Below are 12,655 nucleotides of genomic sequence, written 5' to 3' on the forward strand. Positions count from 1 at the left end.
TTGATGAAACCCATGAAACGCAAACCGCACCGCAACCCCCGGGGACTGTTCCTTGGGGCGGTGCTGGGCGCCGTCGCCGGTTACTTCCTTGGGCGAGTGTTCGGCAGTGGCGCCATCGGCATCATCCTCGGCACGCTGGCAGGCGCTGCCCTGCTGTACCGGGTCAACCCGGGCCCCTGGAACCGTCCCTAGCTGTTGGGACGTGGCGCCGAATCCCGGTCCGCCGGGGAGGGGCCCACCCCTGCCGCCCGGTAGCTTTCCCACGATAAAATAAATCCGTGCCCAGCTGGCAGTTCCACTCGCCACCCCCGGCCACATGGCAACGTTGCGACTCAGGTATCTTGCCCATGTGGTGGGACCGGCTGTGCGCCCAAACCGGCCAGCAGTCCGCAGCCCTCTATGCCGCCGGGCTCTTCACGGACGACCGGCGCCGGCCCATCGCGCAGTGGTTCAACGCCGCCTTCAACGCCGCCCTCCTGGTGGCCCCGGAGACCTCGCCCGAGTGGCCCGTGCAGCGCTTCGGGATCTTCTACGCACCACCGGCCTCCGGCTTCGTCCGCGTGTACTCAGCACCCCATGAGTGGCATCCGCGCGAGCCGCGCAAGTACCCCACCGAGCAGGACGCCTTCCAGGCGGCCATAGCCGAGGCTGAGCGGTTCCTGCAGGTGGAAATGGACTTTGTGTGAATGCAAAAAATCCCCGCCCTCACAGAGGAGGACGGGGATCTTTTGTTTGTTTGCTCCTCCTGCTGGACTTGAACCAGCAACCCTTCGATTAACAGTCGAATGCTCTGCCAATTGAGCTAAGGAGGAATGAAGCAGGTACGACATTAGCAAAGGTTTCCCTGGAATGTGAAATCGACCGCTGCGCACGACGAAATACCCTCCCCGGGTATAAAAAAATCCCCGTTCCGGAGACCCGGAACGGGGATTGTGCGCTCCTCCTGCTGGACTTGAACCAGCAACCCTTCGATTAACAGTCGAATGCTCTGCCAATTGAGCTAAGGAGGAATGAAGCGGGTATCAGCCTAGCAAAGACACCGGCTGGAAGCGAAATCAGGAGTGAAATCGGCGCGTTTCAGGCGTCCGAGCGCAGTGCCCGGCGTTCCATTTCGAGCATCATCAGTTCCCTGTTGAGCCGCTGGAAATCCGCCGGGTTCGCCGCCGGATCCAGCCGTTGCAGCTGGCCCATCTTGTCCGCCTTGACCCGCGTGATCTGGAGCTCGAACAGCCGGGACAGAATATCTTTGCAGTACTTCTGGACGGCTTCAGCGGTGCTCGCGGGCAGCGGCACCACGGCAAGCTCGGACACCAGCGGCCGCAGGGGATCCGGGACTTCGTGCATCACCTGCTCCACCCAGCGCAGGGGCTCCCCGATCAATCCGGGACCGGAGGCGCGCATGGCGTCATGGACAGCCTGGAACGCCGGCGTCACGAACCGTGCGGCCGCGAAGCGCTCCCAGATGCCGCCGCCCAGGAGGGCGGACTCCTGCAGCGCCACTTCCAGCGCCTGCCGCTCCATGGAGGCCACGGGGTCCCGGGGGTCCGGCCGCTGGTACGAAGGGACAGCGCCCGACGTCGGGCCGGCAGCCACGCCGGGTCCGCCCGCCTGGGCGGAACCCGACTGCACGGCCCCCGACTGGGCGGACGGCACCTGACCCGGGGCGCCGGCGGGCATCCCCGGTGCAGCCGGCCCGCCCGGGGCGGCACGCTTCATGGCGACGCCCACAGCCCGGCTGACGTCTTCAACCGAGATGCCGAGCCAGCCGGCCAGTTCCCGGGCGTACTCGGGCCTGATGGCTGCGTCGCGGATCTGGGCTACCACCGGAGCCGATTCCCGCAACGCGGCCACCCGGCCCTCCACGGTGTCCAGGTTGTGGCGCCTGAGCGTGGCCTTGATGGCAAACTCGAACAGCGGCCGGCGGGTGGCGATCAGGTCCCGCACGGCGGCGTCGCCCCTGCTTTGGCGCAGGTCGCAGGGGTCGGCGCCCGTGGGCTCCACCGCCACATAGGTCTGGGCCGTGAACCGCTGGTCCTCTTCAAAGGCCCGCAGGGCCGCTTTCTGCCCGGCGGCGTCGCCGTCAAAGGTGAAGATGACTTCTCCCCCGGTGCCGTCGTCCGACAGCAGGCGGCGGGCGATCTTGATGTGCTCCGTGCCGAAAGCGGTCCCGCAGGTGGCCACCGCCGTCGGAATTCCCGCCAGGTGGCAGGCCATCACGTCGGTGTATCCCTCCACCACCACGAGCTGGCGGTCCTTGGCGATGCTGCGCTTGGCGAGGTCGATCCCGTAGAGCACCTGGGACTTCTTGTAGAGCGTGGTTTCCGGGGTGTTGAGGTACTTGGGGCCCTGGTCGTCCTCATACAGCTTGCGGGCACCGAAGCCGATGGTGTCACCGGCGATGTCGCGGATGGGCCAGATGAGGCGGCCGCGGAAACGATCGTAGATCCCCCGGTTGCCTTCGGAGAACATGCCCGTCAGCTTCAGCTCCTGGTCCGTGAAGCCACGGCCGCGGAGGTGCTTCAGCAGCGCATCCCAGCCCTGCGGCGCGTAGCCCACGCCGAACTGCTCCGAGGCGGCCCGGTCAAAGCCCCGGCCGTGCAGGAAGTTCCGGCCTTCGGCGGCCCCCGGCGTCAGCAGCTGGGCGCGGAAGAACTCATCGGCGATTTTATGGGCATCCAGGAGGCGCTGGCGTTTGCCCACTTCCTCACGGTTGGGGCCGGTGCCGCCGTCTTCGTAGCGCAGTTCGTACCCGATGCGGGCAGCCAGCTTTTCCACTGCCTCGTGGAATGAAGTATGGTCCTGTTTCTGCACAAAGGCGATGACGTCCCCGTCTTCGCCGCACCCGAAGCAGTGGTATCTGCCCACCTGGGGGCGGACGGTGAACGACGGCGACCGCTCGTCGTGGAACGGGCACAGGCCCTTGTAGGTCCCCAGCCCGGCACCCTTGAGCGTGACGTAGCCGTCAACCACTTCCTTGATGTCCGTGCGCTGGCGTACTTCGTCTATGTCTTCACGTTTGATCAGGCCAGCCACAGAGCCATCCTAGTCCCGGGGCACGACAGCGAACGCGTCGCTATGGCGTCTGTCACCACAGCGAGGGAAGGCTCCCCACGAGCCGTTCATACATAGCCAGCGCCGAGCCGTCTGTCAGCGACGCCACCTGGTCGATGACCACCCTGAGCCGTGCGCCGTCGTCGGGCGCGTCCCGCCAGTCGGCAGCGAACATCGGCTCCAGGTGGCGGTCCCCCGTGGCGCTCAGGGCGGTGACCAGCGCGTGCAGCACCTCGCGCTGGCGCTCGTAGATGGGCTGGCGGTGTTCGGTGGTCATCACAAACGTGGTGGCCAGCCCCTTCATCACCGCGATCTCCATGACCGTCTCGTCCGGGACCATCAGCTCAGCGCTGTACCGGGTGAGGTTTTCCGGGCCGTAGACGGCACGTGTGGCCTCCAGGGCGCTCTGGCAGAACCGGCCGATCAGCTGGCTGGTCATGTTCTTCAGGGCGGCCATGGACTTGCGGCTGCCGTCGGCCTCCCGGACCCACACGTCGGTGGCTTCCAACCGGGCCAGGGCGGCGTCGATGGCGACGGGGTCGTTGTGCGGGAGATACCACTGCTTGGCGTAGCCCACCACACGGGCCCGGTGGTCCGGGTTGTCCATCCAGCGCAGCTGGAAGTGCCCGGCCACGATCGCGTCCTCGACGTCGTGCACGGAATACGAAATGTCGTCGGCCAGGTCCATAACCTGCGCCTCCAGGCAGGAGCGGCGTTCCGGCGCGCCCTCCCTGATCCAGTTGAAGATGGGCAGATCGTCCTCATAGGCGCCGAACTTGCTGGTGCGCTGGCCGTGGATGACCGGCGCGTTTAGTGCCGACCACGGGTATTTCGCGGCCGCGTCCAGGCTGGCCCTCGTGAGGTTCAGGCCGGCCGGGCGGCCGTCGGTGGCCAGGACCTTGGGCTCCAGCCGGGTGAGGAGCCGGAGGGTCTGGGCGTTGCCTTCGAAACCGCCGATGGCATGTGCCACCTCGTTCAGGGCGGACTCGCCGTTGTGGCCGAACGGCGGGTGCCCCAGGTCATGGCTCAGGCAGGCGGTGTCCACCACGTCCGGGTCGCAGCCCAGGGCGCGGCCCAGTTCCCGTCCCACCTGGGCAACCTCGAGGCTGTGCGTCAGGCGGGTGCGGACGAAGTCGTCGGTGTCCGGGGCAACTACCTGGGTTTTCGCGCCGAGGCGGCGCAGGGCGGAAGAGTGCAGCACCCGGGCGCGGTCCCGCTCAAAATCGGAGCGGTAGTTGTTTTTGGGCGGTTCCTCCACCCAGCGAGCGGAATCGTGGGCCTCGTAGCCGGGCAGCGCCTGTGCCGTGGTGCGCGTCTCAGCCACCGGAAACATCCAGCTCCGCGGCGGAGATGTCCTGGGACTGCGCGGCGTTAAGCGCACGGGATTCCAGCCAGTCCTTGGGCAGCGCCGGCTTTTTGGGCGAGCCTGCGCGGCCGCGCGGGCCTTCGGCATCCACGCCGGGGTACGGCGAGTCAAGGTCCAGCTGGTCCAGGGTCTCGCGCAGCACCTCCAGGCTGGTCACCATGGCCAGCTTCGTCCGCAGTTCGCTGCCCACCACATAACCCTTGAAGTACCAGGCCATGTGCTTGCGGATCTCCCGCAGGGCCTTGCCCTCGTCACCGAAGGTTTCCACCATCAACTCGGCATGCCGGTAGACGCTCTCGGCCACCTGGTGCAGGTCCGGCTTGTGGCGGACGTCGCTTCCTTCGAAGGCTGCCATGAGGTCACCGAACAGCCACGGGCGTCCCTGGCAGCCGCGGCCCACCACCACGCCGTCCACGCCGGTTTCACGGACCATGCGGACGGCGTCCTCCGCTGACCAGATATCGCCGTTACCCAGGACAGGGATGTCCGGCAGGGCTTCGCGCAGGCGGGCGATTGCGGTCCAGTCCGCCTGGCCGGAGTAGAACTGCGCCGCGGTGCGGCCGTGAAGCGCGACGGCGGCCACCCCGGCATCGCGGGCGATCCGGCCGGCGTCGAGGTACGTCAGGTGGTCATCGTCGATGCCTTTGCGCATCTTGATGGTGAGCGGGACGTTGCCCTTGGACGCTTCCTTGACCGCGGTCTGGACGATCGACGTGAAGAGATCGGTCTTCCAGGGCAGCGCGGACCCGCCGCCGCGCCGGGTCACCTTGGGAACGGGGCAGCCGAAGTTCAGGTCGATATGGTCCGCGCGGTCCTCTTCGACCAGCATGCGCACTGCGTGGCCCACCGTAACGGGGTCCACGCCGTACAGCTGGACGGAGCGGACCTTTTCGTCGTCGTCGTGCGAGATGATGCGCAGTGATTCGGGCGTGCGTTCCACCAGGGCGCGCGAGGTGACCATCTCCGCCACGTACAGGCCGCCGCCGTATTCACGGCACAAGCGACGAAACGCGGAGTTGGTGATGCCCGCCATCGGAGCCAGGATCACGGGGGTGTCCACCGTGATGGGGCCCAGCTTCAGGGGCGGGAGTTCCAGCTTGGGGGCGGGAGGCGTTGCGGTAACAGTCACTTGTCCATTGTCGCAAAGACGGGCAAATCGGCTCGCCGGGCCTATTTGGGTCCCCCGGCTCCGTCCGGCTGCCGGTCAACCGCGGTCTGCCCGGCGTCCCCTTTGGGTGGTGGCGGGACCGGCGGAACCTTCGGTGGACTGCCGTGACCGCCTATCGAATGTGGCCGCTGCGAGCGCACCGGTATCGTCGACGTCGTCCGCGTTGATGGCGGCGGCGCCCGAGGCGCCGTCGGGGCGGCGGCCTTGGTCCGGGACGCCGATGGCGGACTGTCCGGCCGTCCGGATGCCGGTGGCTTTGACCACCAGCACGGCGATCAGGGTGGTCACGGGAATGGCGAGGACCAGGCCTATGGAGCCGACGAGGGTGCGGATGACTTCTTCGGACAGTTCGGCGCTGGTGAGGGTGTCCCCCAGCGGCCGGTCGTACAGCATCACAATGATCAGGATGGGCAGGGCTGCGCCGGCATAGGCGAACGCGATGGTGTAGACCGTGGAAGCAATGTGGTCCCGGCCGATCCGCATGGCGGACGTGAAGAGCTTGCGGGCGCTGGTGCCGGGAGCCAACTCGTAGAGTTCCCAGACGGCGGACGATTGCGTGATGGTGACGTCGTTCAGGACGCCAAGGCCGGAGATGATGAGGCCGCACAGGATCACCCCGGAAATGGAGATGTTGGCCGAGGTATTGATCAGGGTGGTGGCGTCATGGCTGCCCACTCCGGCGAGGTTGGCGGCGTCGGTGGCCCAGGCTGCCAACAGCGCCGTGATGGCCAGGCCGAACATGGTGCCCAGCAGCGCCGTTGATGTGCGGGCTGAGAATCCGTGGGCAAAATACAGGACCCCGATCATGATCACCGTTGATCCCACCAGTGCCAGCAGCAGCGGAGGTTTGCCCTCCACCAGCCCGGGCAGCATAAAGCTGGCCAGGACGAAATACGCGCCCACCAGCCCCAGCAGTGCCCGGAGTCCCCGCCAGCGCGCCACCGCGATGACCACCAGGGCATAAAGGAGCGCCAGGATCACGATGGGCAGGGTCCGGACGAAGTCAACGAAAATGTAGGCCGGGGAGCCCTGCGACGCGGTGGCGCCCAGGGCATTGGAAAGGTTGAGGTACCGGATCTGGTCCCCCGGCTTCACGCCATGGGATTGTGCCACATCCGGGTTGATCACCACTTTGACGGGGCTGCCGCCCCGGTCCGGTTCCGTAAAGGCAAACATGCAGTCGGACCCGGCGGGGGCGGGCTGGCCGCTGGTGTCCGGGGATTGGCCGGGGGCGGTGGAGCCCTGCGTGCAGCTTTCTTCCACGACGCTCTGGACCTTGCCCGTATCGAACGTGACGCCGGGCGCCGCCGAATAGGGGTTGGCGAGGGAGATGCCGTCCTTGGACCCGGACGGCCACAGCATGGCCATTCCCGCCAGGGTCAGAAGCGTCAGCGGCACCAGCACCGCGGCCAGGATGCTGTTTGCCTTCCGGCGCGCAGCAATCGCCTGGGGCGTCGGCTCCGAATGATCTGTTGAAACGTGGGTGTGACCGGAGCCCATCAGCAGTTGAACCTCATACCTTGAACTCTACGTCCGGCGCCTTAGGGTTGGTAAATGGCAGGAACCGGGAGGAGCCACGCGTGACGGACCGCAGGACTGAATTCCACACCAACGGACCTGCTGCGAGGCGGGAGGCGGCACTCACTGTGCTGGCGGCCCCCGGGACAACGCGGGGCGTGGCCCTGGTCCTGCACGGGGGTAAAGCACACAGCTTTGAGCCCGTGGAGGCCCGCCACCTGAGCCCGCTGCGCATGGTCACGTTCGCCCTTCACCTGCACCGCGCCGGGAAGGACCACGGGCTGGCGGTGTGGTCCCTGCGGAACAGCGTGCGTGGCTGGAACGGGCCGGACAGGTCCGCACTGCAGGATGCACGTTGGGCCCTCCAGCAAATCAGTGCGCAGCACCCTGGGGTTCCCGTGTATCTGGTGGGGCACTCAATGGGCGGCCTCACCGCCGTGAGCGCCGCGGACCATCCGCAGGTGGACGCCGTGGTGGCGCTGGCCCCGTGGCTCAGCCCGGAGACACCCGTCACTCCGCTCGCCGGACGCAAGGTCCTGATGGTCCACGGCACGGGCGACCATATGACCAGCCCGTCCCAGTCTTTGGCGTTTGCGCGCCGAGCCACCCGGGCAACAGCCTCCATGCAGTACGTTTCGCTGCACGGTGCCGGGCATTTTATGGTCCGCCGCGGTCGGCTGTGGCACACGCTGGCCACCGGTTTTGTGATGAAGGCTTTCGCCGAGCGCGCGGGATTCACACACCCTGCCGCTCGCACGCTGGCTGAGCTGGTGCCCGGGTCCGCCGCCGAGGTGGCCCTGTGAGCCCTTTTCCCTGGCCGGCGTTCGCCGCGTCGCTGCCCTGGACGGCACTGGCCGTGCTGGCGGTCCTGGCGCTGACGTTCGGCGTGGCCGTCCGGCAGGGGCGGCACTCGGTGATGGACGTCGCGTGGGGCCCCGGCTGTGTTGCGGTGGCCGCGGTGTCCTGGATCCTGTCGGCCGGATCGGGCGATGACACCCGCCGCGCCTTGTTGCTTCTGCTGACGGCGGTCTGGGGGTTGCGGCTCGGAGCCCACATTGGCTGGCGGGCCCGCGACGGACATGAAGACCCGCGCTACAAGGCCCTGCTGGACCCCGCGCCCGGATCCAGGAACGCCTTTGCGCTCCGCCGTGTCTACCTGCCGCAGGGCGTGGTGATGTTTTTTGTGTCCCTGACGCTGCAGGTGGGGATGTTCGCCGCCGGGCCTGTGGGGTGGGTGGCCGTGCTCGGCGTCCTGCTGTGGGTGACGGGGTTTGTGTTCGAGACCGTGGGCGACTGGCAGCTGGCCCGGTTCAAGAAGGATCCGTCCCGCCGCGGCACGGTGCTGGACACCGGTTTGTGGCGGTACACCCGGCATCCCAACTATTTCGGCGACGCGGCCATCTGGACGGGGCTTTTCCTCATTGCAGCAGACTCTTGGCCGGGCACCCTGACCATCCTGTCCCCGGCACTGATGGTGTGGACGCTGGCTGGAAAGACCGGGAAGCCCCTCACGGAAAAGGCGATGTCCGGCCGGCCCGGCTACCGGGAATATGTCGAGGCCACCAGCGGCTTCATCCCGTGGCCGCCCAAACGCCGGTGACCGCCCCCAACAAAACCGGGTCGCAGCAGGTCGTTATGAGCGCTCAAAACGACACCTGCTGCGACCCAGTTGGGGGTGGGGTCAGTCCGAGACGATCAGCGTTTCGGCACCGGCCTGGCGCGCCTTGCCGGATTCCAGCAGGGGCTCGACGGCGGCGCGCAGCGCTGTCATCGAATCGTCCAGTTCCAGCATGACCGGGTGCTGGTACGCGAGGAGCGAGAGCAGGTCACGGACGGCGGCTGCGGCGTCGTCCGCCTCAAGCGCGGGTTCGTGGCCGACAAACACATCCGTGGCCTTCGCGCCCTGCGCCGACGCATCCGACGTCGGGTCCTGGGCTGCCTCCGCATAGCTCACCGCAAAGGCGCGGATCCGGCCCTTCTTGCTGGGGGAAACCCCAGCGCCAAAGGCGGATCCCGGCTCGGCGCGCAGCACCAGCGCACCGTGGGCGCCGGTGAGATCATCCAGGAACAGCTTCTGGACCTGCCCCACCGACAGCACGCCCGGCGAATCCCAGTCGTGGATCGACGTGTAGTACCGCCCCACGACGTCGGTCAGCTCCACGGAGCCCGTGGCGAGGTCCATCACGACGTCGGAACCGGCGTTTTCGTCGTTGGCCAGCCCGCCGCCGTCGTTCTTCGCAGGGAACACGGGCAGCTTGAGCGCGCCCGGCTCCACCACCACCAGCCGGGAACGCTGGATGGGCGCGAGCCCGAACGCCTCGGCGAACGCGGCCCCCGGAGTGCCCGGCTGCACCTTCGCGCGCAGCCGGGTAACGCCCGACGGCGCCTGCTCGGCTTCGCGGCGCAGCATGGTCAGGAGCGTGGCACCGATGCCGGCGCGGCGGTGATCGCGCGCCACCTCGATGTAGGTCCACAGCCGCTCCGGGTGCAGCGAGGCCTCGTAGACGACGCCTGCCGCCACCGGAATACCGATGCCGTCAATGACGTCCTCGGCCACGATGCAGCGGCGCCACGGCGTGCCGTCCGTGCCGGCCGAGGAAACGGCCAGGGCACCGCGGAACTGCCGGGCCTGTTCGGTCTCCGGGCCGCCCCAGATTTCCAGCAGCGTCAGGTCATTGCCCTCAACCCATTCGCGGTATTCGATGGCCATGCTCAGGCGCCGATCAGGCGGGCGGCCAGGTAGCCTTCCACCTTGTCCAGCGAGACGCGTTCCTGGCTCATGGTGTCGCGTTCGCGGATGGTCACGGCCTGGTCCTCGAGGGTGTCGAAGTCCACGGTGATGCAGAACGGGGTGCCGATCTCATCCTGGCGGCGGTAGCGGCGGCCGATCGCGCCGGCGTCGTCGAAGTCGATGTTCCAGTTCTTGCGCAGCTGCGCGCCCAGGTCCTTGGCCTTCGGCGAGAGGTCCTCGTTGCGGCTCAGCGGCAGCACCGCAGCCTTGACGGGGGCCAGTCGCGGGTCAAGGCGCAGGACGGTACGGACGTCGACGCCGCCCTTGGCGTTGGGTGCCTCGTCCTCGGTGTACGCGTCCACCAGGAACGCCATGAAGGAACGGGTCAGGCCTGCGGCGGGCTCGATCACGTACGGGGTGTAGCGCTCGTTGGTGGCCTGGTTGAAGTAGCTCAGGTCCTGGCCGGAGGCCTTGGAGTGCGTGGAGAGGTCGAAGTCGGTGCGGTTGGCGATGCCTTCGAGCTCGCCCCATTCGGAGCCCTGGAAGCCGAAGCGGTATTCGATGTCCGTGGTGCCCTTGGAGTAGTGGCTCAGCTTGTCCAGCGGGTGCTCGAAGAAGCGAAGGTTCTCTTCCCGGATGCCCAGGCCGGTGTACCAGGACATGCGCTCCTTCATCCAGTACTGGTGCCACTCTTCGTCCGTGCCGGGCTCGACGAAGAACTCCATTTCCATCTGCTCGAACTCACGGGTGCGGAAGATGAAGTTGCCCGGTGTGATCTCGTTCCGGAAGGACTTGCCGATCTGGCCGATGCCGAAGGGCGGCTTCTTGCGGGACGTGGTCAGGACGTTGCTGAAGTTCACGAAGATGCCCTGGGCCGTTTCGGGGCGGAGGTAGTGCATGCCTTCGTCGCTTGCCACCGGGCCGAGGAAGGTCTTGAGCAGGCCGGAGAACTCCTGGGGTTCGGTCCATTCGCCGCGCGTGCCGCAGTTGACGCAGGCAATGTCCTTCAGGCCGTTCTCGGCGGGGCGGCCCTTCTTTTCCTCGTACTCTTCCTCGAGGTGGTCGGCACGGTAGCGCTTGTGGCAGGAGAGGCACTCCACGAGCGGGTCCGAGAAGACATCAACGTGGCCGGAGGCTTCCCATACCTGACGGGGCAGGATGACGGAGGAATCCAGGCCCACCACATCCTCGCGGCCGCGGACCATGGACTGCCACCACTGGCGCTTGATGTTTTCCTTCAGCTCGGCGCCGAGTGGTCCGTAGTCCCAGGCAGAGCGGGAGCCTCCGTAGATTTCACCGGCCTGGAACACAAAACCCCTTCGCTTGGAAAGGGAAATGACCTGGTCGAGTACGGATTTTGCTGCCATGGTGGACTCCAATTTCTACAGGGCCGCTGGGTGCGGTCCGCGGGTATCTGGCCCCGCTGCACGTGGGTGCATCACCGCTGGGTGCGGGCGGGGCGGGCGAAGGAACGAGATGCAGAGAACTGCGTGTCCTAGCCTACCGGCCGCTGCCTCCGGAAGCTGCCTGCCTCCGGAAGGCGCCCCGCGGCCACGGCAGTGTGGCCAGGATGATGGCGGCCAGCGTCAACAGTGTTCCCAGGACGGTTGCCGGGGCCACGACGCTCCCGGGCGCCGGCACCAGGAAGTCCAGCCCCAGGGAGCCAAGGAGCTGTCCGGCGATCATGCCGAGCCCGGTCACCAGGACTCCGAGGCTGCGGACCAGGAGTGCGCCCAGGCCGATGAACACACAGCCCATGGGCCCGCCCAGGTAATACCACCACTCCCCCGGCAAGGGGCTGCCAAGCCCGGCAACGGCAACCTTGATGCCCCACGCCGTCCACAGCACCACGGTGCCGGCCACGAAGTTGACCAGCGTTGCCGCGATGGGCGTGCCGTAGTGGACGGTGGCTGTTCCGTTCATGGCCTGCTGGAAGCTCATCAGGAATCCGGCGAGGACTGGAAGCAGGAGCGGCAGCAGCAGCGTCTCCGGCCCGGCGGCCGCTCCGGAAGCTCCAGCTGAGGCCGCTGCAGGAGCCTCGAACCGGGGCGAGACCGCCCATGCCACGGCGGCGATGGTGAGGACGCAGCCTGTGATCCGGATGCCGGTCACCGGCTTCTTGCCCGCGGGGCCGATCCCCAGCCGGTCCACCAGCAGGCCGCTCACGGTCTGGCCGGTCACGGTGGCCACGGTGAACAGGGCCACGCCCAGGAGGCCAACGGTGAAGGTCTGGGCAAAGACAAAGAGTGCCCCGATCCCGCCGGCCAGGACATACACGGGCGGGAAGGCGCGGCTGCGGACGGCGGGGATGATCCTGGCCAGGCCGGCGCGCCCGCGCGGAAGGGCCAGGGAAATCAGGATCATCAGGACCAGACCAGTGCTGAAGCTCACCACCGCCGCGGCGATCCCGTCATTGAGCCGGGCCCCAAGTGCGCCGTTGATCCGGCCCTGGACCGGAATGGCCAGTCCCGCGCCGACGGCCAGCGGGAGCCCCGCGAACCGCGACAGCCGTGGGGTGTGGGTCATTGGATTCACCTTACGTCAGGCATTATTGCTTGTATGAGCAACCAGGACATTCAAGAGATCCCCATCCGCGACAGCATGATCCGCCTTGGCCAGCTCCTGAAGCTCGCCAGCCTGGTGGAGGACGGCGTGGAAGCCGCCGAGCTGATCAAGAACGGACTCGTCAAGGTTAACGGCGAGATCGACGACCGCCGCGGACGCCAGCTGCACAACGGCGACACTGTCACGGTCAACGGGCAGACCGTGCAGGTTGTGGCACCGGAGGCCTGATCTAACAGGCCTGGCTCAGCTCAGCCGG

Annotated in this window: 12 protein-coding genes and 2 tRNA genes; 5 read left to right on the plus strand and 9 right to left on the minus strand. The window is 67.3% G+C overall.

Annotated features, from left to right (window positions below):
- Positions 1 to 12 precede the first annotated feature (12 nt).
- On the plus strand, positions 13 to 192 hold the full coding sequence (locus NFC73_RS03765) for a complement resistance protein TraT (protein ID WP_254747741.1): 180 nt from the start codon (positions 13 to 15) through the stop codon (positions 190 to 192).
- Positions 193 to 278: 86 nt separating this feature from the next.
- Positions 279 to 686 carry a hypothetical protein gene (locus NFC73_RS03770; protein WP_254747742.1) on the plus strand — a complete coding sequence of 136 codons (408 nt, stop codon included), beginning with the start codon at positions 279 to 281 and terminating at the stop codon, positions 684 to 686.
- A gap of 53 nt (positions 687 to 739) precedes the next feature.
- Here the strand turns inward: NFC73_RS03770 and NFC73_RS03775 are convergent.
- From NFC73_RS03775 to NFC73_RS03800, 6 genes are all read right to left on the minus strand, one after another.
- A tRNA-Asn gene (locus NFC73_RS03775) sits at positions 740 to 812 on the minus strand.
- A gap of 125 nt (positions 813 to 937) precedes the next feature.
- Positions 938 to 1,010: transfer RNA gene (locus NFC73_RS03780), tRNA-Asn, on the minus strand.
- Positions 1,011 to 1,077: 67 nt separating this feature from the next.
- Entirely contained in the window at positions 1,078 to 3,033 is a 1,956-nt protein-coding gene (dnaG, locus tag NFC73_RS03785) for a DNA primase (protein WP_254747743.1), read from the minus strand.
- Between the two features lie 52 nt (positions 3,034 to 3,085).
- The gene (locus NFC73_RS03790; protein WP_372494567.1) at positions 3,086 to 4,384 is read right to left on the minus strand and encodes a deoxyguanosinetriphosphate triphosphohydrolase; all 1,299 of its coding nucleotides are present in this window, start codon (positions 4,382 to 4,384) and stop codon (positions 3,086 to 3,088) included.
- On the minus strand, positions 4,368 to 5,546 hold the full coding sequence (gene dusB, locus NFC73_RS03795; RefSeq protein ID WP_254747745.1) for a tRNA dihydrouridine synthase DusB: 1,179 nt from the start codon (positions 5,544 to 5,546) through the stop codon (positions 4,368 to 4,370). Before dusB ends, NFC73_RS03790 begins: the two co-directional genes overlap by 17 nt.
- A 75-nt stretch (positions 5,547 to 5,621) precedes the next feature.
- Complete coding sequence (locus tag NFC73_RS03800) at positions 5,622 to 7,085, minus strand: YibE/F family protein (RefSeq protein ID WP_254747746.1); 1,464 nt, start codon at positions 7,083 to 7,085, stop codon at positions 5,622 to 5,624.
- Between the two features lie 80 nt (positions 7,086 to 7,165).
- Between NFC73_RS03800 and NFC73_RS03805 the strand changes: the two genes are divergently transcribed.
- Both NFC73_RS03805 and NFC73_RS03810 read left to right on the plus strand, forming a co-directional pair.
- The gene (locus NFC73_RS03805; protein WP_254747747.1) at positions 7,166 to 7,906 is read left to right on the plus strand and encodes an alpha/beta hydrolase; all 741 of its coding nucleotides are present in this window, start codon (positions 7,166 to 7,168) and stop codon (positions 7,904 to 7,906) included.
- Entirely contained in the window at positions 7,903 to 8,703 is an 801-nt protein-coding gene (locus tag NFC73_RS03810; protein ID WP_254747748.1) for a DUF1295 domain-containing protein, read from the plus strand. The genes NFC73_RS03805 and NFC73_RS03810 overlap by 4 nt, the downstream gene beginning before the upstream one ends.
- 81 nt (positions 8,704 to 8,784) lie before the next feature.
- Here NFC73_RS03810 and NFC73_RS03815 read toward each other — a convergent pair whose 3' ends face one another.
- From NFC73_RS03815 to NFC73_RS03825, 3 genes are all read right to left on the minus strand, one after another.
- Positions 8,785 to 9,813, minus strand: a complete 1,029-nt coding sequence (locus tag NFC73_RS03815; protein ID WP_254747749.1) for a GNAT family N-acetyltransferase — start codon at positions 9,811 to 9,813, stop codon at positions 8,785 to 8,787.
- A gap of 2 nt (positions 9,814 to 9,815) precedes the next feature.
- On the minus strand, positions 9,816 to 11,201 hold the full coding sequence (locus NFC73_RS03820; protein WP_056348229.1) for a glycine--tRNA ligase: 1,386 nt from the start codon (positions 11,199 to 11,201) through the stop codon (positions 9,816 to 9,818).
- A 133-nt stretch (positions 11,202 to 11,334) separates the two neighbouring features.
- On the minus strand, positions 11,335 to 12,360 hold the full coding sequence (locus NFC73_RS03825) for a DMT family transporter (RefSeq protein WP_254747750.1): 1,026 nt from the start codon (positions 12,358 to 12,360) through the stop codon (positions 11,335 to 11,337).
- A gap of 33 nt (positions 12,361 to 12,393) precedes the next feature.
- On the opposite strand from NFC73_RS03825, the gene NFC73_RS03830 reads away from it, so the two are divergent.
- A complete protein-coding gene (locus tag NFC73_RS03830; protein WP_056348226.1) occupies positions 12,394 to 12,627 on the plus strand; it encodes an RNA-binding S4 domain-containing protein in 234 nt (77 codons plus the stop codon).
- The last annotated feature ends 28 nt before the right edge of the window (positions 12,628 to 12,655 follow it).

Source organism: Pseudarthrobacter humi (genome assembly GCF_024294965.1).
Taxonomy (GTDB): domain Bacteria; phylum Actinomycetota; class Actinomycetes; order Actinomycetales; family Micrococcaceae; genus Arthrobacter; species Arthrobacter humi.

Excerpts from the sequence above, each read along its gene's own strand:
- NFC73_RS03815 (WP_254747749.1), bottom strand. The coding sequence starts at position 9,813 with ATGGCCATCGAATACCGCGAATGGGTTGAGGGCAATGACCTGACGCTG.
- NFC73_RS03820 (WP_056348229.1), bottom strand. The coding sequence starts at position 11,201 with ATGGCAGCAAAATCCGTACTCGACCAGGTCATTTCCCTTTCCAAGCGA.
- NFC73_RS03790 (WP_372494567.1), bottom strand. The coding sequence starts at position 4,384 with ATGTTTCCGGTGGCTGAGACGCGCACCACGGCACAGGCGCTGCCCGGC.
- NFC73_RS03830 (WP_056348226.1), top strand. The coding sequence starts at position 12,394 with ATGAGCAACCAGGACATTCAAGAGATCCCCATCCGCGACAGCATGATC.
- NFC73_RS03800 (WP_254747746.1), bottom strand. The coding sequence starts at position 7,085 with ATGGGCTCCGGTCACACCCACGTTTCAACAGATCATTCGGAGCCGACG.
- NFC73_RS03825 (WP_254747750.1), bottom strand. The coding sequence starts at position 12,360 with ATGACCCACACCCCACGGCTGTCGCGGTTCGCGGGGCTCCCGCTGGCC.
- NFC73_RS03765 (WP_254747741.1), top strand. The coding sequence starts at position 13 with ATGAAACGCAAACCGCACCGCAACCCCCGGGGACTGTTCCTTGGGGCG.